General features: G+C 42.4%; 16 protein-coding genes. 6 read left to right on the top strand and 10 right to left on the bottom strand.

What is annotated here, in order from left to right:
• Window positions 1-16: 16 nt before the first annotated feature.
• From F2B13_RS08140 to F2B13_RS08120, 5 genes are all read right to left on the bottom strand, one after another.
• Entirely contained in the window at window positions 17-2437 is a 2421-nt protein-coding gene (locus F2B13_RS08140; protein ID WP_149303965.1) for an ABC transporter permease, read from the bottom strand.
• Window positions 2438-2464: 27 nt separating this feature from the next.
• On the bottom strand, window positions 2465-4900 hold the full coding sequence (locus tag F2B13_RS08135; protein WP_149274582.1) for an ABC transporter permease: 2436 nt from the start codon (window positions 4898-4900) through the stop codon (window positions 2465-2467).
• A gap of 155 nt (window positions 4901-5055) precedes the next feature.
• A complete protein-coding gene (locus F2B13_RS08130) occupies window positions 5056-5751 on the bottom strand; it encodes an ABC transporter ATP-binding protein (RefSeq protein ID WP_149274581.1) in 696 nt (231 codons plus the stop codon).
• A gap of 69 nt (window positions 5752-5820) precedes the next feature.
• Window positions 5821-7071: an efflux RND transporter periplasmic adaptor subunit gene (locus tag F2B13_RS08125; protein ID WP_149274580.1), complete on the bottom strand. Its 1251-nt coding sequence runs from the start codon at window positions 7069-7071 to the stop codon at window positions 5821-5823.
• A 71-nt stretch (window positions 7072-7142) separates the two neighbouring features.
• Entirely contained in the window at window positions 7143-8492 is a 1350-nt protein-coding gene (locus tag F2B13_RS08120; RefSeq protein ID WP_149274579.1) for a TolC family protein, read from the bottom strand.
• 289 nt (window positions 8493-8781) lie between these two features.
• On the opposite strand from F2B13_RS08120, the gene F2B13_RS08115 reads away from it, so the two are divergent.
• Both F2B13_RS08115 and F2B13_RS08110 read left to right on the top strand, forming a co-directional pair.
• Complete coding sequence (locus tag F2B13_RS08115) at window positions 8782-10149, top strand: sigma-54-dependent transcriptional regulator (RefSeq protein ID WP_149274578.1); 1368 nt, start codon at window positions 8782-8784, stop codon at window positions 10147-10149.
• 113 nt (window positions 10150-10262) lie between these two features.
• A complete protein-coding gene (locus tag F2B13_RS08110; protein ID WP_149303964.1) occupies window positions 10263-11612 on the top strand; it encodes a sensor histidine kinase in 1350 nt (449 codons plus the stop codon).
• A 22-nt stretch (window positions 11613-11634) separates the two neighbouring features.
• Here F2B13_RS08110 and F2B13_RS08105 read toward each other — a convergent pair whose 3' ends face one another.
• From F2B13_RS08105 to F2B13_RS08085, 5 genes are all read right to left on the bottom strand, one after another.
• Window positions 11635-11970, bottom strand: coding sequence for an MGMT family protein (locus tag F2B13_RS08105; protein WP_149274576.1), 336 nt, complete (start codon window positions 11968-11970; stop codon window positions 11635-11637).
• Window positions 11971-12055: 85 nt separating this feature from the next.
• Window positions 12056-12679: a LysE family transporter gene (locus F2B13_RS08100; protein WP_149274575.1), complete on the bottom strand. Its 624-nt coding sequence runs from the start codon at window positions 12677-12679 to the stop codon at window positions 12056-12058.
• Between the two features lie 3 nt (window positions 12680-12682).
• Window positions 12683-13351: a tRNA (guanosine(46)-N7)-methyltransferase TrmB gene (gene trmB / locus F2B13_RS08095; RefSeq protein ID WP_149274574.1), complete on the bottom strand. Its 669-nt coding sequence runs from the start codon at window positions 13349-13351 to the stop codon at window positions 12683-12685.
• Window positions 13352-13416: 65 nt separating this feature from the next.
• The gene (locus tag F2B13_RS08090) at window positions 13417-14457 is read right to left on the bottom strand and encodes a sensor histidine kinase (protein WP_149274573.1); all 1041 of its coding nucleotides are present in this window, start codon (window positions 14455-14457) and stop codon (window positions 13417-13419) included.
• Window positions 14458-14575: 118 nt separating this feature from the next.
• Window positions 14576-15262, bottom strand: coding sequence for a response regulator transcription factor (locus F2B13_RS08085; protein WP_149274572.1), 687 nt, complete (start codon window positions 15260-15262; stop codon window positions 14576-14578).
• 187 nt (window positions 15263-15449) lie between these two features.
• On the opposite strand from F2B13_RS08085, the gene F2B13_RS08080 reads away from it, so the two are divergent.
• The 4 genes from F2B13_RS08080 to F2B13_RS08065 all read left to right on the top strand — a co-directional run bounded on the left by F2B13_RS08080 (window position 15450) and on the right by F2B13_RS08065 (window position 21624).
• Window positions 15450-18281 (top strand): TonB-dependent receptor, encoded by a 2832-nt coding sequence (locus tag F2B13_RS08080; RefSeq protein ID WP_149303963.1) that lies wholly within the window; start codon window positions 15450-15452, stop codon window positions 18279-18281.
• A gap of 47 nt (window positions 18282-18328) precedes the next feature.
• Entirely contained in the window at window positions 18329-20566 is a 2238-nt protein-coding gene (locus tag F2B13_RS08075; RefSeq protein WP_149303962.1) for a hypothetical protein, read from the top strand.
• Window positions 20567-20719: 153 nt separating this feature from the next.
• Window positions 20720-21028: a T9SS type A sorting domain-containing protein gene (locus F2B13_RS08070; protein ID WP_149303961.1), complete on the top strand. Its 309-nt coding sequence runs from the start codon at window positions 20720-20722 to the stop codon at window positions 21026-21028.
• A gap of 272 nt (window positions 21029-21300) precedes the next feature.
• On the top strand, window positions 21301-21624 hold the full coding sequence (locus F2B13_RS08065) for a T9SS type A sorting domain-containing protein (RefSeq protein ID WP_149303960.1): 324 nt from the start codon (window positions 21301-21303) through the stop codon (window positions 21622-21624).
• The last annotated feature ends 27 nt before the right edge of the window (window positions 21625-21651 follow it).

Raw genomic sequence — 21651 nt, 5'->3', positions numbered from 1 at the left:
TATGACAGATGATTCTTTATTCCGTGCGCAAGCTTTTTACCGGGTTGGCCATAGCTGCCTTAATGGTTTGAAAACTTACGGTGACCAAGGCTATTAATACAATGGCCAAAAATGGTAGGACGAAGTAGGACCAGTGCATATCTATTCTAAAGGCGTAGCCTTGCAGCCAACGGCTGGTAGTGAACGCAGCAATTGGGATCGCTATGCCAAATGCAATCACCAACAATAGGGCAAATTCATTATATAAAAGTCCAAGAATTCCGGGGATAGAGGCACCCAATACTTTTCGTATTCCGATTTCTCTTTTTCGTTGTAAGGCCGTAAACGAAGCGAGTCCGAACAGTCCCAAACATGCTACGAATATGGCAAGTAGCGTAAATACACCGAAAACTTGGCCAAATCTATGGTCTGCCTTATATTGGTCATTGAACTTTTCGTCTAGAAAGAAATATTCAAAAGTATTCCCTGGAAAAAACGTGTTCCATTCCGTTTGTGCCTGAGCAATAGTCTGCGTAATCTGACCTGCTCCCATTTTTACAGAAAAGTAACCGTATACGTCAGGGTTCAACCTAAGTATGAGCGGATCATACGCCTCACGGAGCGATTGTTGGTGAAAATTCTCTATTACGCCCACTATGGTGCACTGTTCGCCCCAAAAGTCAATCTGCTTTCCGATCGCCTCTTCCGGATCGTCAAACCCCAATTGTTCTATTCCTTTTCGATTGAAAACTACGTTTACCCGTTCGGCACCGAAATCCTCCGAAAACCCACGACCTGCGATTAGTTCTGCATCATAAAGGTTGAGAAAATCATAGTCCACATAAATAAACCGATATTGTTTTTGTTCAGAATCGTCTTGGGTAAGCAGTCTTATTCCCCCCGCGTTATCGCCCGGCCCTTCACCGGGAACAATCGAGGAGACTGCTACTTTTTTTACCGCGGGGTACTTTAAAAGTGATTCCTTAAGGGCCAATTTTTGGCTTGTAAAGGTAGAATCGGTTGCAATCGGGGGTTTGATTACCAATGTCCGATCAATATCTATACCCAACGATTGATCTCTCATAAACTGTATCTGCTGATAGACGACCAAGGAGCCTATCAATAAAAATAACGATGCGGCGAACTGAAATACTACCAGGCCTTTTCTCAATAACGCACCTTGGGAAGTAGTCCCCATCTGACCTTTTAGGACTTCTACAGGTCTGAACCTTGATATAACAATTGCAGGGTATAAACCGGATAAGACTACACCGGAAACGAACAGGGCAGTCAAACCAAACCAAAATTTGGCATCAATAAATAAATCATAGGATACGGGCTGACCGGATATTTTGGTAAAAAAGGGTAAAGCAATCAACATTAATAGCAAGGCCAACAGCAAGGCCAGCCCATTAAACAAGACCGATTCAAAAAAGAACTGAATGATCAATTGTGTTCTTTTTGACCCTATGGTCTTTCGAATTCCAACTTCCTTGGCGCGCCCAATAGCCCGTGCGGTCGCCAAATTGATATAGTTGACCCAAGCGATTATAATGACAAAAAATGCGATGCCCAGCAAAAGGTAAATGGTCTTACCATCACTGTTTGGAGCAGGTTCCATCATATAGTTCGCGTCGAGATGTATATTGGTTAGCGGCTGTAATCGATATTCGACGGAAGCGTTGAAACGTTTTAGCAACTCACCGACCCCTTCTTCGACGATTGGAGCGAATTTCGCTTCCACCTGAGTTGGATCCGCCCCTCTTTGTAGCAGCAAGTAGGTCAGACAACCATCCCAGGCCCAGGCATCTTCAGGGCTCGAACCATCTTCGTTTGTGTTCATACCGACATATGTGGCGTACGATGCCAAAAAATCGGGTCTGAGTTGGGTATTTATCGGCATATCCTTAAAAACTCCGGTAATTTTATACGTACGATTACCACTGATCGGCAAGTTTTTTCCAACAACATCATTGGTCCCAAAAATTTTTACTGCTGTCGTCTCGGAAATTGCTGCGGTATTGGGCTCATTCAACACAGATTTGCTATCGCCGTAAATCAGCGGATAGGAAAAAACATCAAAGAAAGAATTTGTCGCGAAATATACCTCCTTAATTTTGAGCGGACGGTTATTTACCTCAACAATAATATCACCCGTCTCTACCACTTTGACATACTCTTCGATTTCTGGAATGGCCTCTTTGAACGAATTACCAACAGCGTAAGCCCCAGCCGCCCATTGTGTGGCAAGCTTGCCATTGTCGTATCGATTTTGTTGCACACGATAAATGCGTTCTTTTTTGACATGAAAATCTTCATAGCTGAACTCGAAAACGACGTATTGTAGAATCAACAAACAGGCGACGATGCCAATGGCCAGACCTCCAATATTGATCCAAGAGTATACTTTGTTCTTGATTAGGTTTCGCCACGCGATTTTTAGATAGTTTTTGAACATAGGATTCGATTTTTCATTGATGATGTTTTATTCCGTGCGTAAGCTTTTCACTGGATTTACTATAGCGGCCTTGATACTTTGATAGCTAACCGTAACCACCGCAACAGCAATGCCTACAAAGGCCGCCATGCCGAGCACCCACAAGGGCACATCGATACGATATGAAAAATCTTTTAACCATAAATCCATAGCGTACCAGCCCAAGGGAAGGGATATCAGAATAGCGACCCCCACAAGCTTTAAGAAGTCAAGGGTAAGCCTGACAGAAATTTGGCTCACACTGGCGCCCAAGACCTTGCGCACCCCGATTTCCTTGATTCTCTTTTGAGCATTGAAAGCTGCTAATCCAAAAAGTCCAAGACAGGCGATCAAGAGGGACAATACAGTGAAAATGATGAATATATTCCCCAACCGCTGCTCACTTTGGTACGTGTCATTAAAAGAGTCTTCCATAAAATAATAATCGAAGGGCTGGCCGGGCACCACGTTATCCCAAATGGCTTCGATACTGGAAATGGCATTCGTAAAATCACCCGCCTTTAGTTTGATGGCCATAGCGTAGTTATTGTCTCCCAAATGAATGCTGAGGGCGTCGATTTCTTCTTTTAGGGAGTCAAAATGAAAATCCTTGACTACCCCGATTATTTCATAAAAGGTTGGGCTTTCAGGGTTATCCTTGTAAGCGTACCGCTTGCCCAAAGCCTCTTCAGGACTGAACCCCATTGTCTTCACTGCCGTTTGATTAACAATTATCGCCGAAGAATCATTTCCAAAATTTCTATCAAAATCACGCCCCGCGACAAATTCAAAATCCATCGTCTTGGCGTAGTCATAATCTACCTCCCATTCCTGCATTGACACTGAGTAATCGGGGTTTGCAAGTTCGCCTTCCGGATTAAAGGTAGAATTGCTGCGGCTCGACGGGGTCGGCAAATAACTACTTACCGTAGCATTTTTCACAAAGGCTAATTGCTTTATCTGCTCTTTGAGGGAACCAACTTTATTTCCTGCCGTGTACACATCATTGATAATCAAGACCTGATCTTTCGAGTAGCCCAACTCCTTCCCTTGAATATATTTAAGCTGTTGGTATACGACCAAGGTGCTCACAATCAAAAAAATGGAAATGGCAAATTGAAAGACAACAAGTGCATTCCTGATTTTAGCACCTCCTATTCCATTATCTCCACTTCCCTTCAACACCTTGACCGGCACAAATCGAGACATGAAAAAGGCCGGGTAGCTCCCTGAGAAAAGACCTAACACGATTACGGACCCTAAAAGGATCAACCAAAAAAACGCATCTGTAAACGGAATCGAAATATCTTTATCGGCCAGTGTATTGAAAAGTGGGAGTGCCAAAATGGCCAATAGTAAGGCTAATGCCATGGACAAAAAAGATATAAGGCCTGATTCTACGAGAAATTGCCGTACCAAATCTGTTTTATTCGAACCCAATGTTTTTCGAACCCCGACTTCTTTAGCCCGCTTTAAGGAATGGGCGGTGGACAGGTTCATAAAATTTACACTGGCCAACACAATAAGAAAGATGGCGATGAACATAAGGATATAGATGCTCTGAACATCATTATTGCTATTCATTTCAGCCACTCGATGTGAATGAAGGTGAATATCCGTCAAGGGAATGGTACTGTAAATCAGGTGATTCCCCGCGGCCTTGAACTGCTCTTCGGTAATACCGGGCATAAATTTTTGCACGCCGGGCACTACATATTTCCCTAAAAAGCCCTGAAGGGGCTCTTGAAGGTCCTCTACATTTGCACTGGGAATTAATTTGATGAAGGTATGATAGTTGTTGCTGCCCCAATTCACCACTTTGGCATCGTCATACGTTTCCATAGACTTCAATAAAGTGTACTCCCTTAGAAAAGAGTTTTTTGGAAAATCGTCGATAACCCCTGTTACGGTGAAAGTATTTTCATTGTCTAATAAAACACGCTTTCCAACCGCACTTCCTTTCCCAAAATGCTTTTTTGCAGCGCTTTTAGTCAATATCAACGTATTCGGCTCCTTCAATGCAGTTTGAGGGTCACCTTCAAGCATCTGAATTCCAAACATTTCGAAGAAGTTGGCATCGACAAAAGTGGTCCGTTCTTCCTTTGTATTCGTTTCCGCATCCGTTTTTCGAACCAAAGCACTACCCTGTGTTCTAAAACGAGTTACCATTTCGACCTCTGAAAAGTCGTTCTTCAACGCTTCGCCCATAGGAGCCGGGGCTACGGCATACTCATGCGCATCACCCCCGAATTTTATGTCAACATTGACCCTATGAATACGTTCGGCATCGGGAAACATGGTATCAAAACTTAGCTCATCATAGATATATAGAGATATAAGAAGCCCCCCCGCCATGCCCATGGCAAGACCAAAAGTATTTAAAAAGGTAAAAAAAGGCTGCTTTTTTAGACTTCTCCAAGCGATTTTTAGATAGTTTTTGAACATGGTACTCGTTTTTTGACTAATGTTTCATTTCCCTGATTAGGAGAAAAGTTTGGCCGGTCGATTGACTATTGATTGATGAATAAACTCCCTTTTCTTTTTTATATTTTTTATATCCCTGATCGCCCCCTCGACGAACACCAGAGTTGTTAAGCAGCTCATATGATGGCTCCGATAGCCCTGTTTTTACTCTCGGTGACAATTTGCCCGTCGAATAAATTAATGATCCGGTGCGCAAAATGGGAATCATGGTCCGAATGGGTTACCATTACGATAGTGGTGCCTTCTTGGTTCAACTCGGTCAATAGGTTCATGACCTCCAACCCATTTTTTGAATCAAGGTTTCCCGTAGGCTCATCGGCCAATATCAATTTCGGATTGGTAACAACAGCCCGGGCAATGGCTACCCTTTGTTGTTGCCCACCGGATAATTGGTGTGGGAAATGTTTGGCGCGGTGTGCAATTTTCATCCGCTCCAAGACCTTCATCACCTTTTCTTTGCGACTGCTTTTATTCTCTTTGAGATAAATCAACGGCAGTTCTACATTTTCGAAAACTGTCAGCTCGTCGATAAGGTTAAAACTTTGAAAAACGAAGCCAAGGTTCCCTTTTCGAAGTTCGGTGCGCTGCCGTTCTTTTAGACCACCGACCTCATGGCCGGCAAATTTGTAACTACCCTCTGTAGGGTTGTCGAGCATGCCGATAATATTTAACAGGGTCGATTTACCACAGCCCGAGGGGCCCATTATGGCGGCAAATTCTCCTTCTTCTACACTGAGGTTTACCTTGTTTAAAGCGAGGGTTTCGACCTCTTCGGTTCTAAAACTTTTTTTTAGGTTTTGAATCTGTATCATTTTTTGACTGAATTAATAAGCTGTTTATACTATTGACGTCTATCTATTCAAGATGTGACAGTTAAGGCTTTATTTTAGTACTATTTTTTCTGCTTCCCCAAAGCTATCGTAATTGCTGGTAATCACTTTTTCGCCATCTTGAAGGCCTTCCAATACCTCATAATATCTAGAATTCTGCTTACCTATGCGGATGTTTCGTTGCAAGGCTTCATCCCCATCGGAATTGACCACAAAAATCCATTGACCGCCCGTGCTTTGGAAAAAGCTACCCTTCGGAAGAAGTAAGGCTTCGCTCGACTCCCCTAACTGCAGTCGAATATTGTAGCTTTGGCCCGTACGGATCGTCTCGGGTTTGTCTTCGGTAAAGACCAAGTCTACCTTGAACCTTCCGTTTCGTACTTCGGGATACACTTTGCGCACACGCAATGGATAATCCGTACCATTACGCTCAAGAACAGCGGTCAAATCACGCTGTACGCGGTCAATATAGTGTTCATCGATATTGGCTTCGATCTTATAATCGGTCAATACGTTGATCTGTCCGATGCGCTCGCCCTGGGATATGCTCTGGCCTATTTCGGCATCAAGAAACCCGAGCTGGCCATCTGCAGGAGCGCGAACGTTTAGGTGGTCTAAGCGTTGGTATACCATTCCGAGGGTTTTCTGCATTCTTGCCAAATCTGCGTCGAGACCCTTCAGGGACGTTTCGGCGAGCTCTTGATCATTTTCCGTTTGCATTTTTACAATTTCAAACTGCTTTTTAGAAAGCTCGTAATCTTCTTTTGACTTCAGATACTCTTCCTTCGAAATAAGCTCATCATCGAACAGGGATTGATTCTGTTCGAAATTCCGTTGTAGCCTATGAAGGTCAGTACTGGCCGTAGCCAATGATTTTTTCCCCTCCACAAGCCTTGAATCGAAGTTTAGCTTTGTCGACCGAAGATCGTTCTGCTTAAGTGCCAGGTTGCTCTCACTTTGAAGTATCTGTTCATAGAGACTCATGTTCTCAAGCTTCAAAATAATATCCCCTTTTTTCACCATGGCACCCTCTTCGATTAATTTTTCGCTAACACGGCCGCCTTCATAAGCGTCCATATAAATAGTGGCAATAGGTGCTACGTTACCATTAATGGTAATATAATCGTCAAACTTGCCCTGAGTGACCTGAGCAATGGTAAGTTTTTCCTTATCCGTTCTAAATGTGGATACGGAACTCGCAAAAATTAACTGGTACCCCATAAAAAGCACGAGTAGACCGAGTGCTATATAGCCGAAATGTTTTGGCCGTAATCCCTTTTTCTTTTCTAATTGTATATCCATTTTTTAGTCTAATTCAAATTCAAGTGTCGCCGTGACTCTATCGCACGACCTGGTTTTATTTCTTACCTTAACTAACCTCCGATGTCAAATACGGGTAAGCCCCTATAGAAATCAAGAGTGCTTTTGTTCACCTCTGCGCGAAGCCTTACTTGCAGGTTTTCGTTTTGGGCACTGGCAAAAAGGTTCTTGGCGGTAAATAATTCGAGCGCATTGATCAATCCCTTTTCGTAGCGCTTTTGCGCTATCGTAAAAGACAAGCGCTGGGCTTTTACTTTTTGTGAACTTTGCTCGAGCTCTACGGAGAGTGAATTATAGTCTTGCACCAATTGTTGAATGGTTTGAAAGATTACCTGTTGCTGTACCTCAAGATTATTTTCTGCCCGGAGGCGTTCGATTTTTTGTTGTTTCACCCTTGAATGGGCCGACCATGCATTGCTGATTGGCACGTTCAAACTGACCCCTACAAATTGGAAGGTGTTGTCACGAAATTGATCGCGAAAAGGAAGGGTATTGCCCAGGGAATCGCGAGTAGTTTCAAAATACCCCGTTCCCATTCCGGCAAAGAACGACAGGGATGGAAAGAGCCCTCCCTTGGCAGCCGCTACCTGTTTTTTGGCGGCTTTCGCCCGCAGTTCCTGCGCTTTCAAAATGGGCATAAAATTCTTGGCTTCCGCAAATATGGAATCGGACTGTGCTACAAAGGTACCACCTTCATCAAGGTCTTGCGGAAGTTCATTTTGGATGCGAATGTCGGACACCCCTTCCAAATTCATTTCCTGTATCAATGCCAGCTTAGCGGCCACTAATTGATTCTTGCTTTGGGTCAGGTTGAGTTTATCCGTTAACAAAAGTGATTCCGCTTCATAAAGATCGGCCCCGGCTTTCAATCCTAGTTCGATTTGTTTTCTCACCAAATCGAAGTTGTTCTGTGAGACTTCGAGCTGCTCTTTTGAGATGGCAACTAGCCCTTCAAAAAACTGAATATCATAAAATGCCTGCATCACCCTAAATGCCAATAGGTATTTTTGCTGCACGGTTTCTTCCTTGGCGGCCTTATATAAAAACTGGGTGGATTTAATGGTGTTCAACTTCTGAAAACCCCTGAACAAATCGATAGAGGTCTCAAGCGAATAGTTATTAGAGAAGAAATCCGTAGTCACCACATCATTTGTAAACGGATCGGTGCTCCGCCCAAAATTGATTACATAATTGGAGGAACCATTTACCCTTGGCAAAAGATTTCTAATCGATTGGCGGTAGCTCTCCCTTCCAGCTTCAGTGGTGTATTTAAAATCCTTAAGCTGTAAATTGTTTTCCAGGGCATACTCGACGCACTCGTTCAACGTCCACGTATCTTGGGCGGTCAGGGTCATGGACCCAAAGACCGAAAGAAAGACTACTATTTTTAAAACTTGATTCATATGCTATTTGATGTGCCAAAGTACCTACCACTCTTATGCCAAGACTTTAATTTATTGATTATCAGATGTATAAAATCTAAATCCTCGACACCCTCTCTTCAAATTGTAAAATACTTATACAGTATTTGTCAAAATATTTGACATATCGATACTTATATTAATTGCAAATCGTAGTTTTAACACTACCTATGGTCCGCCTCTTTTTCGAGGATTGGGGGAGTTCCCTGTTTGCACTTTTAAAATCGGAACGATATGTGTAAATGGATATAGCCTAAAAATACTACACCTCATGGTAGACGCTAAAATTCTGGTCATCGATGACAATAAAAGTGTGCTCAGTGCCCTTGAAATTCTGCTTCAATTTGAATACAAGTGGGTAAAAGCCATATCAAACCCCAACCAGATTTCTTCATTCCCGGATTTGCAGGATTATGACATCGTTTTATTGGATATGAACTTTTCGGCAGGCGTGAATTCAGGAAACGAAGGTCTTTACTGGCTGCGTGAAATTCGAAAAAAAGCTCCCCAGATTTCGGTGATTATGATGACGGCCTATGGAGCCGTAGATTTGGCCGTAAAGGCATTAAAGGAAGGGGCCGCCGATTTTGTGCTCAAACCTTGGAACAATGACAAGTTGCTCGCCACTGTAAAATCTGCCCATGAATTGCGAAAATCGCAGAAACAAGTCAATCAGCTCAAGCAAAAGGAGAATAACTTAAAACAGGTTATCAACCAAAACAGTAATTATATTATCGGAAATTCGAGGTCTTTGAATACGGTTTTGAAATTGGTGTCAAAGGTCGCAAAAACCGATGTTAATGTACTTATTACCGGTGAAAATGGTACAGGAAAAGAGCTTATTGCAAGGGAGGTACATAAACTTTCTGGCCGTAACAACGAAGTGTTCATATCGGTAGATATGGGATCTATAGCGGAAAGTCTTTTCGAAAGTGAACTTTTCGGTCATATCAAAGGCTCCTTCACCGACGCCAAAGAAGATCGCGCCGGAAAATTCGAAGCCGCGAACGGGGGCACACTTTTTTTGGATGAAATTGGGAATCTATCCTTGCAGGCGCAGGCCAAACTTCTCTCCGCCATTCAGAATAAAACGATTGTCAGAGTAGGTTCTAATAAGACCATTCCCGTCGATATCCGATTGATCTGTGCCACTAACGTGAACCTTGAAAAAATGGTCGCCGACGGACTCTTTCGGGAAGACCTGCTCTATCGTATCAATACCATTCGGGTAGAAGTTCCCCCCTTACGGGAGCGCGAAGGAGACATATTGGTCTTGGCCGATTTCTATCTGAAAAAATTCACCGTCAAATATGGAAAGCCCGGCTTACGAATCAACCAATCGGCCCAAGAGAAATTAATGGCCTATTCGTGGCCCGGAAACGTTCGCGAATTACTACATACCATGGAAAGGGCGGTCATTCTTTCCGAAGGAAACATATTGAAACCGGAAGACTTCCTATTACAAACGAAATCTGCGATTTCTATAGATACAGGCCCCGAAACCTTAGAGGAAATGGAACTGATTATGATTACGAACGCATTAAACCGAAACGATGGAAACTATAGTGCCGCTGCAGAGCAATTAGGTATTTCTAGACAGACCTTATACAATAAAATGAAAAAATTGGGAAAAGAGTAACGGCTACCGGTTCATGATTTTTCAATCCCATAGGCTGAAGCACTTCTCGGGATTGAAGTATAACCAGCAAGTCTCCATCCTAAAATTATAACTTTCGAACTTGAATTTCTGAAATGGTAAGCCGACATATTTATTTACAGTTGTTGTTTCGTATCGTGATGATTTCTTTGACCGCCTTAGGATCAGGATTTTTCTTTTTCGGAGCGCAATATATGTTAGCGGGCCTGGCCTTGATTCTCCTATTTTTTCAGACCGTATTTTTGATTCGGTACGTAAACCAGACCAACCGTAAAATAGCCTACTTCTTCGATGCCATCAAGAATGAGGATTTTACCCTTCGCTTTCCCGAAAAACTCAGTGTAAAATCCCTTGAAGAACTGAATCACAGTTTGAATACACTCAATACTATGATTCAGGACATTCATCTCAAAAAACAGGCACAAGAACAGTATTATCAAGAAATACTTAAGCAGGCCGACATCGGTATTTTGACCGTTAATAAGAAGGGTCATATTTTGTACTCAAATCCTACCGTGGAAAGACTTTTCAATTACCAGCCGTTAAACCATATCAAACAATTTAACCAAATCGATAAAAAGCTTTACGAACTGTTTGCCGCCCTAAAACCATTTGACAACCAGATTTATCAACTCACGAACGAACGTGAAAAAACACAGCTTTCGTTAAAAGCTACCCCCATATCGATCGATAGGCAATCTTTGCTCTTGATTATCGTGCAGGATATACGAAAAGAACTCGAGGAGAAGGAAACGGACTCTTGGGTAAAACTGATACGGGTGCTGACCCATGAAATCATGAATACCATTACCCCCATAACATCAATCTCTGAATCTGTCTTAAAGTATTTTAAAGATGATAAACAGGTACTTTCTGCGGAAGAGTTCAATGATCATCATGTGAAAAGTACCGTTAAAGGATTGGAAGTTATTCATAAGCAGGGTAATGATTTGATGAGTTTTGTACAGTCTTACCGAACGTTTCTCAGTGTGCCCGAACCTGACAAAGAACTTATTTCCGCCCATGATCTCTTTGAAAAAGTGGTACTACTAATGGATGGACAGCGAAAAGAAAGTACTGTCAATGTCATTGAGACCAAAATTAGACCTGAAGATCTTTTGTTGTTTATCGACGAGAAACAAATTACCCAGGTACTGGTAAATTTGGGAAAAAATGCCCAACAGTCACTGGCAGAACAAGAAGATGGAAGAATTCAATTTCTTGCGGGAATCGATGATAAAAACAAAAAGTATATTCAGGTCATCGATAATGGCCCTGGTATACCCGAGGATTTGATCGATAAGGTTTTCGTACCTTTTTTTACTACCAAAAACACAGGAACTGGAATCGGTTTGAGTCTTTCAAAGCAGATAATGCGCCTTCATGGTGGCAGCATTCAGGTGACTTCAAGAGAATATACGGTCTTCACCCTTACTTTCGATTAACAGACCTATTTTTTAGAAAGGCCTATCTAAGTTCTTTAAAGGGGTCCCAAAAATGCTTATCAAAATCGATTATTTGGTTATCGACAACTTTAACGCCTTCATTTTCCAATAGTTGTTGCATCAGGTTCGTACCATCGAAATGATGTTTTCCGGTCAACAGTCCGATTTTGTTCACTACCCTATGTGCCGGAACTCCCTCAAGTCTACCGGCACCGTTCATCGCCCAACCCACCATTCTGGCGCTACGCGCCATACCTAAGTACTTGGCTATGGCCCCGTAGGAAGTAACCCTACCCTCGGGTATTTGCCGTGCCACTTCGTATACCTTTTGAAAAAAATTTTTGTTATCGGGATTCATAATCGGTCACAAATTAAAAAAGATATACGACAAACATGTATCAAACGATTCATAGTGTCATCGTCGTGCCTTCCAAAAGAAAAGTTCAAATCAATCTAACGATGGTAATTATCATCAATATGAACATTAAGGCACTCAATATATAATTGGAATTTTTCGAAAACCGGTTTGTCTTATTTTCCAGTTTATTAAAATAAATGGTGTACATGTACAGCACCGAGAACGTACCTGTACCCGCTGCCAATATAAAAGTAACGATATCCCAAACTTCGAATTTTATCCACCCTGAGGCGTGCCACATGACGTTGAGTCCACTATAGTAGGGTATGGTCAACAGATTGACCGTAGCCAGTAACATTCCTTTAAAGTAGCTGTTCTTTCGGCTGACCCTCACCAGTTTTTTGGTCTTCTTTTTGGCATGTCCTGCAGCCCAAAAAAAGTACACCGCTAAAAAGCCAAAGACGGCTACAGCTATCTCTAGAAGGACATCGACAACTTCGGGATTTCTATGTAAAAATTTTGAAATATATACCGCAATAGTGGCTTGCAGCATAATCATCGTCGATACCCCAAAACTAAAAATGATACCATTCGCCTTTCCCTTTTCGACACTTACCTTGGCGGCATTCATATTTAAAAGTCCGGGTGGAACCGTTGCCATAAAAGCGGCTGAAAAAGTGGCAAAGAAGAGAATCAATAGATGTTCCATCGGTTAATGCATCCTGAACTGTATATAAGTAATCGGTTTTCCTTTTTCAAGGTACTGTTTTTCGTAGAAAGTCTGTATTTCGAGTACGGCCGAAGGACTACCCTCATTTTTATACACATCGTGATTCGCATATACAATTTCGATATTCAACCCATGTAACAAGCCTAGGGTATAACCGTGCATAAATTCACTATCGGTCTTCAAGTGTACCAGTCCGCCAGGTTTTAGAATTTTCTGATATTTCTGGAGGAACGATTCATTGGTCATCCGATGTTTGGTACGTTTATATTTCAGCTGTGGGTCAGGAAAAGTTATCCAAATTTCGTCTATTTCATTCTCCCCAAAGACCGAATCGATCAGCTCTATCTGCGTTCTTAAAAAAGCGACGTTGTCAAGCTTTTCTTTAAGGGCGGTTTTGGCACCGCGCCATAAACGCGCCCCTTTGATATCGATACCGATGTAGTTCTTTGCGGTATCTTGTTTTGCAAGTCCCAGGGTATACTCGCCTTTACCACAACCAAGTTCAAGTACTATAGGCTTATCGTTTCCAAAATGCCCATGCCATTTCCCTTTAAGGGCAAAACCATTGATGACTTCTTCGCGCTTCGGTTGAATGACATTCTTAAAGCCTTCGTTTTCTTTGAAACGTTTTAGTTTGTTCTTACTTCCCACTTCAAAAATTTGCCACAAAGCTAAGGAAATACTCGTTGAGGACGGTAGAATTAGGCCATTTCTGTTCAGGCCTTTTCCAAGGTAAATGAAAACTCAGAACCTACCCCAATTTCACTCTCGACATAAATTTTTTCGTTATGTGCCTCTATGATGTGCTTAACTATGGACAGACCAAGACCCGACCCTCCTTCACTTCGACTTCCACTCTTATCCACCCTGTAAAAGCGTTCAAAAAGACGTGGTATGTGCTGTTTCGGTATTCCCTCGCCATTATCGGTCACCCTAACTATAACCTTATTTTTTATCAAATTCTCTACGCTGACCTCGGTCGTACCTTCATGATGACCATATTTTATAGAATTTACGATAAGGTTCGATACCACTTGTTGAATTTTATCTTTATCGGCTTTCACATAAACAGGCTTATCATACTCCATGTCGAAAGTGAGCATAATCTTCTTTTTTTCGGTTCTCATTTCGAGCAAGTCGAAAACACCTTGGATCACCTCGATAATATCAAAGTTTTCTTTTCTTAAGTTCAGGTCCCCGACCTCCAGTTTGGTAATGAGGTCAAGGTCTTTCACGATATAGATAAGCCGTTCTACCCCCTTGTTGGCGCGTTGCAAATACTTCTTGCGGACATTTTTATCATTGATCGCACCGTCAATAAGCGTTTCGATATAGCCTTGAACCGTGAAAAGAGGGGTTTTAAGTTCATGAGATACATTACCCAAAAACTCCTTTCGATATTCTTCGCGAATCTTTAACGTATCTATTTCTACCTTCTTGTCTTGGGCAAATTTCTCTATTTCTTCGGTCAGGGTTTTCATATCGGTCGTAATCGGACCGGAAATAGGAGACGAGGATTCCAAAAGAGCCACATCGTCATAAATCCGTTTGATTCGTCTATAGATAAAATGCTGTATTCGAATCTGGAGCACAATAAATGACCCTATAAATATAGATAGTGCAATAAAGGGAATCGCGTTCCATGATACTCCGAAGTCAAAGTAGGCCAATACCGACGTAAGAGCCACAACAAGAACCGTAATGGCTAGGGATGAACGAAACGCAAAGCGATAGGACCTTTTGAGCTTAATGGCCATACCAAGAGATTTTTACATGCATTGGAAAAGTTGCATTGAACATGCTACCAAGTTTTAGGACACTATAGCCCCCGAGCCCTAAAATTACCATAAAATACGAAAGCACATCTACAAGAACCTAAAGTACGAATTTGTAGCCGACCCCTTTAACGGTCTTGAAGTGCTCCTCGCCTATTTTCTCTCTCAGTTTTCTGATGTGAACATCGATGGTTCGGCCTCCGACAACTACTTCATTTCCCCAAACCCTGTCAAGAATAACTTCTCTTTTGAATACTTTGTTGGGCTTGGAAGTCAATAGGGCCAACAGTTCAAATTCCTTTCTGGGCAACACAATCTCCTCACCATCATTGACAATTTTGTATTCCTCTCTGTTAATCACAATATTGCCAACCTTAACAATTTCTTCTTGAGAGCCATTATCTTCCTTTAGTCTTCTGAGCAAAGCCTTCACTTTGCTGACCAAAACTTTCGGGCGAATGGGCTTGGTGATATAATCATCGGCCCCGGCATCGAAACCTGCCACCTGAGAGTAATCCTCCCCTCGGGCGGTTAGAAATGTAATTAAGGTATTTTCAAGACCCGAGGTATTTCGAATTACTTCGCAGGCCTCCATACCGTCCATCTCGGGCATCATCACATCTAAAATAATAAGGTGCGGATTTTTCTTTTTTGCCATAGACACCGCCTCTATTCCGTTTGTAGCCGTAAAAACCTGATAGCCTTCCGAGGTAAGGTTATACCCTACTATCTCAAGAATATCGGGCTCATCGTCTACTAAGAGAATCCTAATGTCTTTCTTCTTCATGGGAAAGCTAAATCTGGTTTGTGCGGTCGAAGATAAAGATAATCCCCGTACGGCAAAACGACTTAACGTTGATTTAATATAGTAACATTTAACTAACCTTATTGCAATAAAGGTTTAACATACAGCTAACTCGACCTTTACAGCCCCTCACGTTATTTGCGGCAATATTAAAGTCGACAAAATACAAATGAGAATCTATATTTTATTTATGCTATTCGCGTTTTTTTCAACCCACGCGACTGCTCAAACATCTAGTATTGCAGGTAGGCTTACTGATAAGGATTACAATAACGAACCCCTTGCTTTCGCCAATGTAATCATAAAAGGCACAACTAAAGGTACTACCTCTGATTTTGATGGGCTTTATGAAATAGCGGGTCTCGAACCAGGAACCTACACCGTAGTTTTCAGTTATTTGGGATATGAAACCGTCGAAATACCCAGTGTTAGCGTTGAAGCTGGCAAAGTGACGACCATAAACGTACCGATGAGTGCTGCAGAAGGGGTTTCGCTGGATGAGGTAGTGGTAACCACGACCACCCGGAAAAATTCAGAAGTTTCCCTATTGATCCAACAGAAAAAAGCGCTTGTAATTCAAGAAGCGATAAGTGCGGAAGCACTTTCGAGAAAGGGTATTGATGATGCCGCCGCTGCGGTCGCACAGATTTCCGGAGTGTCTAAACAACAAGGTTCAAGCAATATATATGTACGCGGACTCGGGGATAGATATCAGAGCACTACGCTTAACGGGCTTTCGGTTCCTTCGAACGATATTGATAAGAAAAATATCGACCTGGCCCTTTTTTCTTCCGACATCATTGAGAACGTTTCCATAAGCAAAACTTTTTCGTCATCGGCCTATGGAGATTTTGCCGCGGGAAATGTAGATATTAATTCCAAACAATATTTTGGGGATGGATATTTTGAGGTAAATACTGGCGCAAGTTTCAATACTAGGGCGATAGGGGAATGGAATTTTTTTCCTGTTCATGATGGAATAAATTCATTGGGATATTGGAAAAGAACGCCAACTTCCCAGTACTCACAGGTCATTCAGCACGGTGTTGACCCAGATCAAATCGGATATCCTGTCAATAGTTCCTTTAGCCTTGCGGGGGGTATGTCTTTAAATTTAAGTGAAACGTCGCGGTTCAGTGCTTTCGGAAATTTTTCCTATTCCAATTCCTTTGAGTTTTTACAAGGTTTGTCCGCCAATTATTCGGCAACGGCAGACATACTGTTTCCCCATGTAGATCGATATCAATACAATACGAACACCACCGGTATCGTCAATTTGGTATATCGAATTGATGATAAGAATAAATTACGGTTCAATTCTATAGCGATCAACGACTCAAAAAGTGTTGTGGGATATTATGGTACTGAGGGCGAAGGGCTAGAAATAGACCTGGCCGATGATGGATACTATCAGTTAAACTCGCAATTCGATCAGAACATTATATTTATCAATCAACTCTTGGGAGACCATAAATTATCCGAGAGATTAAATCTTTTCTGGGGTGCGGGCTACAACCTTTCAAATGCCGACCAGCCCGATCGTAGAAGGGTTACGCTTGATATCGGCGAATTCACCGACGAGTCCAGAACGAACTTTGTCCCCAATGTTCGTTTTATCACCAATAACAACTTTGACAGCCAACGGTTCTTTCAAGAAATCAATGATGACGAATACACCGGAAATTTTTTGCTGAGCTATGATTTTGAAAACGAATCAAAAGTAAGGATAGGATACTCTGGACGGAACAAAACGAGAAATTTCGAATCGATCCGTTATGGCTACAATACGAATATCAACGACAATCTCGCTTCTTACGGGCCTATTGAACTTGATAACTTCAATGCACTTTTTAACGCCGACAACTTTCGCTTAAGCCTGGATAACGATCCAAACAACGATGTCTTTAATTTATTCGTACTTAAACCGGCACTTCAGACAAATGATGTGATTTTTCCGCTCGGAGGGCCAAGGGATAACCTCCCCGGTCTTCCAGAAAATGTCTATTCAGGAGAGTTGACCACCCATGCCGGTTTCGTCGATTTTCAATGGAAAATCAACGAAAAATGGTCCGCCATACCAGGGTTACGAATCGAAAATTTCAACCAAAATGTATCGTATGATGTCATCAACGTAAATCCCGGAACCGTCGCATTTTCGCAAACGGAATTTTTGCCCACACTAAACCTTAAATATTCTCCTTCTGAGAATAGCAATTATAGGTTTGCCTTTAGCAGAACGATTTCACTACCGGAATTCAAAGAGGTCGCTCCGTTTGTCTATGAAGATGTTACGCAACAAATTGGAGGTAATCCCGATCTTTTGAACACCCTTTCTTCCATTTACAACCTAGATATCAAGTGGGAAGCCTTTCCTACGGAGGGAGAACTTATTTCTGCTGCGCTATTCGGAAAGTTGATTTCCGACCCTGTGAATTTGGTAATTGCCAATGATGCGGCCAACACACGACGCTTTTTTCGTACCGGTAATCAAGGACAAGCCGTAGGGCTTGAACTTGAAATAGCAAAAACCATAGCAAAGTATGGGGATACGGGTGAATTAAAAGTAGGAGCGAATGCGGCATACCTCTATACCCATCAAGATTTAGGGGATGTTGATGGCATCTTCACAGCGAGCTTTCCCGACCGCACGGAAGATCAGCTTCAGGGAGCATCCCCCTTTTTGGTAAATGGCGATATCACCTATAAAGGAAATTACGAAAATTATGATACTTCATTGACCGTATCAGGAAGTTATTTCTACGATAGAATATTTGCTTTGGGATCTTCAGGGCGTGGCAATCAAATAGAAAAAGCTGTTCCCACCTTGAACCTTTCATGGTTGAATTCAATAGGTGAAAACTTTCAAATCAACCTAAAGGCTTCGAACATTTTCGACCCGACTATTAAAATTGTTCAAGAGAACACCAATGACGGCACCGTAGATATCGAAACGTTTAAAAGGGGTATATCCATTGGGGTCAGCTTGAAATATACCTACTAATGTCAAATGCAAATACTAACATCTTAAAATTATATAAATCAAGAATCATGGGTAATTCAATTAAAATTTTTGCAATAACCGTCATGCTTTCGGCTTTTATCGCCTGTGAAGACGACTCGAGTGACATTATATTCAATGTTACCAATACCACAAATAATGGCACCGGCCAAGGTGGAACACCTGACGGTGGTGAATCTACTATAGTGGAAATTGGCGGAGAACAGACTGCTGATTTGATTTTGGATGGTTCCGGTGAGAATGAGGAATATCTACTGACAAGTCCACTAATCATGCAAAGTGGAACGACGTTGACAATTACGGCAGGTACCACAATAAAATCAAGCGCAGGTACCGACGGTTATATCGCCATATTACAAGATGCAAAGATTCAAGCTGTTGGCACACCATCGGCACCGATTATCATGACCTCTAACAACGCCGCACCTTCAGCTGGTGACTGGGGCGGACTGGTACTTCTTGGTAAAGCGCCCATCAATTCAGGTGCCACGGCAACCTCTGAAGTAGGTAATTTTACTTACGGTGGAACAGACAACATTGACAGTTCGGGCAACTTACAATACGTGCGTTTGGAATATACCGGTGCAGCCATCAATTCGGAATCGGAATTCAATGGAATTTCCTTCTATGGAATAGGAAGTCAAACCAACGTTGATTACGTTGAGGTTTATGAAGGCTCTGACGATGGTGTCGAATTCTTCGGTGGTACGGTGCAAGCTACCCATGTTATTCTCAGGAATGCCCAAGACGATTCGTTAGATTGGACCGAAGGATGGACAGGTGGTATTACCGATATATACATAGAGACAACCGCAGATTCAGACAAGGTGATCGAAGCAGACGGAAATGAAGACAACAATACGGCTACCCCACTTTCATCGCCTACCATTACAAATTTTACGGCGGTCGGTATCGGATCTTCCCAAGGTGCTGAAGCGATCCGATTAAGAAGAGGAACAGAAGCTACCTTTATAAATGTTTTGCTGGAAGGTTTTGAAGAAGGTTTTAATGTTGACGACCCGACCACCATCGACCATATTTTGAACGATGCGACATCCGTATCCGATATTACTTTTATAGATGTTACCAAAAGATTGGTCAGCGATATGGGCAGCAATTCAACCGAGGCTACCGAAGCTGATCTTTTTACTGGCATTTCCAACGGTACGGGTACCGATGTTTCAACTTGGTCCAGCGGCTGGTCTACACTTTCCGAACCGGCCACATCATCTGCCGAGCTTACCGATTTGGGCGATGGTTCTTCGAATATCACATTAAATGCCGGCACCACCTATACGCTTTCAGGTGCTTTGGTGATGCAGTCAGGGACTACATTGACCATTCCTGCAGGAACCGAAATAAGGGCCAACGCCGGTGGAACGGATGTTTATATTGCCATTCTTCAAGGGGCCACTATAGAAGCTCAAGGCACTGCGGCCAATCCTATTGTGATGACTTCAAACGCAAATACACCCGCAGCGGGTGATTGGGGCGGTCTGGTCATACTCGGCAATGCCACTATCAACTCTGGCAGTACCGCGACATCAGAAGTCGGAAACTTCACTTACGGTGGTACCGAAGATGCCGATGACTCAGGCACCCTGAGTTATATGGTCTTGGAGTATACTGGAGCGGCCATAAATTCAGAATCTGAATTCAACGGTATCTCCTTTTATGCAGTAGGTTCGGGTACCACCTTAGAATATATTCAGGTCAATGAGGGAGCTGATGACGGCGTGGAGTTTTTTGGTGGAACGGTAAGTGGCACGAATATAGTGATAACCAACGCCCAAGACGATTCTGTAGACTGGACCGAAGGTTGGAGAGGAACGTTGACCGATGTGTACGTACAGACAAGTGCTGATTCTGATAAGGTCATCGAAGCCGATGGCAACGAAGATGACAATTCAGCCACCCCTTATTCAAGTCCGACATTGAACAATTTTACCGCAATAGGTATCGGATCGGCGCAGGGGGCTGAAGCGATTCGACTTCGAAGGGGTACGGAAGCTGTTTTTAACAATCTTTATCTAGAAGGGTTTGATGAGGCCTTCGATATTGACGATCCGCTAACTGTTGACGCCATTATAAACGACATCTCGAACGCCGTGGATGTAACATTCAATGATATTACGACAACTTTCAACAGTGATGCCGGAACTGGAGCAACAACTCCAGTGGAGGGCGACTTTATCACCGGTGTTGGAAACGGCATTCCAACCGATGTTGCCACATGGGGCGCAGGATGGACCGTTGGAGTGAATTAAACCTCATTAAAAACCTTTTCACCTTTTAAAAAGTCCGGCTTATGCCGGGCTTTTTGTATTTTAACCTTTTTTTCAGTCCATATGTACAATCGTTGCAACGATGAAAACGAAGATTTCGTATATTTGTGGTATATTTTTTGCTAACACTATTACATGAAGCACTTTTACCTCATTGTAGCCTTTTTGACCGTTTCTTTTGCGTTTGGGCAAGATGCCCGAAACAACGGGGATATCGAGGGGTTCAAACTATATCCAAATCCCGTTACGGAAGGTAAAGTCTTTATTCGTACCATGGATAATTCGCCCAAACAAATAGCTATCTACGATGTTTTGGGTACCCAAGTGTTGGACACTAAACTCAACGGAGTTGAATTGTTTTTAAACAATCTGGATGCTGGGGTATATGTACTTCGGGTCTATCAGAACAACAAAGTGGCCACCCGAAAACTTATTATAAAGTAGTACTGTTTTCGCTTCTCTAAATCTCAGCAACGAGTAGATCACCCTAGATTCTTAGGTCTAAAAATTTTAACCAGGGCAACTAGGTTTGTTTTCGCCTCTATTGCCATTACACTCTGAAAATCACCGATTTCTATGGTCGCCCAATAGCCAAATTTACCGATGAACGGTCTGGCCCTTTCCGTACACGTACAATTTGTCGAATTTCACAACAATTTCGTCTTGAAATTGGATGGAGTAGTTACTTTTATACTGTTGATCCCAAATCAATACTTATGCGACCTATCTACTTTGCACTGTTCATTGTATTCTCTACTATGCTCTATGCCCAAGAGCCCCAAACCCTTCAGAATCAAAAAAATGAGGAAATAGCGGATTTTAAGTTGTATCCCAATCCAGCGTTCGGCGATGTGGTGCAGGTGATAACAAAAGATAATGATATCAAGACAATTCTCGTCTATGATGTATTTGGTGAAGTGGTACTTAGAGATCAAATCGAAACTTCGCATTTAAACATCTCAAGATTGTCGCCAGGAGTATATGTTTTGCAAATCTCCGAAAACCAGAGAACCATTACCCGAAAACTGGTAATTAAATAAAAAAAGCCCTTCTTTTAGAGAAGGACT

It is taken from the genome of Pareuzebyella sediminis (genome assembly GCF_008367235.1).
GTDB lineage: Bacteria > Bacteroidota > Bacteroidia > Flavobacteriales > Flavobacteriaceae > Pareuzebyella > Pareuzebyella sediminis.
The sequence above is the reverse complement of the archived record's forward strand: the minus strand, read 5'-3'. Positions and strand labels throughout refer to the sequence as shown.

What these genes read in the sequence shown, in the direction of transcription:
- F2B13_RS08090 (WP_149274573.1), bottom strand. Translation starts at nt 14,457, where the DNA reads ATGGCCATTAAGCTCAAAAGGTCCTATCGCTTTGCGTTTCGTTCATCC.
- F2B13_RS08105 (WP_149274576.1), bottom strand. Translation starts at nt 11,970, where the DNA reads ATGAATCCCGATAACAAAAATTTTTTTCAAAAGGTATACGAAGTGGCA.
- F2B13_RS08140 (WP_149303965.1), bottom strand. Translation starts at nt 2,437, where the DNA reads ATGTTCAAAAACTATCTAAAAATCGCGTGGCGAAACCTAATCAAGAAC.
- F2B13_RS08115 (WP_149274578.1), top strand. Translation starts at nt 8,782, where the DNA reads ATGGTAGACGCTAAAATTCTGGTCATCGATGACAATAAAAGTGTGCTC.
- F2B13_RS08080 (WP_149303963.1), top strand. Translation starts at nt 15,450, where the DNA reads ATGAGAATCTATATTTTATTTATGCTATTCGCGTTTTTTTCAACCCAC.
- F2B13_RS08065 (WP_149303960.1), top strand. Translation starts at nt 21,301, where the DNA reads ATGCGACCTATCTACTTTGCACTGTTCATTGTATTCTCTACTATGCTC.
- F2B13_RS08135 (WP_149274582.1), bottom strand. Translation starts at nt 4,900, where the DNA reads ATGTTCAAAAACTATCTAAAAATCGCTTGGAGAAGTCTAAAAAAGCAG.
- F2B13_RS08075 (WP_149303962.1), top strand. Translation starts at nt 18,329, where the DNA reads ATGGGTAATTCAATTAAAATTTTTGCAATAACCGTCATGCTTTCGGCT.
- F2B13_RS08130 (WP_149274581.1), bottom strand. Translation starts at nt 5,751, where the DNA reads ATGATACAGATTCAAAACCTAAAAAAAAGTTTTAGAACCGAAGAGGTC.
- F2B13_RS08120 (WP_149274579.1), bottom strand. Translation starts at nt 8,492, where the DNA reads ATGAATCAAGTTTTAAAAATAGTAGTCTTTCTTTCGGTCTTTGGGTCC.
- F2B13_RS08100 (WP_149274575.1), bottom strand. Translation starts at nt 12,679, where the DNA reads ATGGAACATCTATTGATTCTCTTCTTTGCCACTTTTTCAGCCGCTTTT.
- F2B13_RS08070 (WP_149303961.1), top strand. Translation starts at nt 20,720, where the DNA reads ATGAAGCACTTTTACCTCATTGTAGCCTTTTTGACCGTTTCTTTTGCG.
- F2B13_RS08085 (WP_149274572.1), bottom strand. Translation starts at nt 15,262, where the DNA reads ATGAAGAAGAAAGACATTAGGATTCTCTTAGTAGACGATGAGCCCGAT.
- F2B13_RS08125 (WP_149274580.1), bottom strand. Translation starts at nt 7,071, where the DNA reads ATGGATATACAATTAGAAAAGAAAAAGGGATTACGGCCAAAACATTTC.
- F2B13_RS08110 (WP_149303964.1), top strand. Translation starts at nt 10,263, where the DNA reads ATGGTAAGCCGACATATTTATTTACAGTTGTTGTTTCGTATCGTGATG.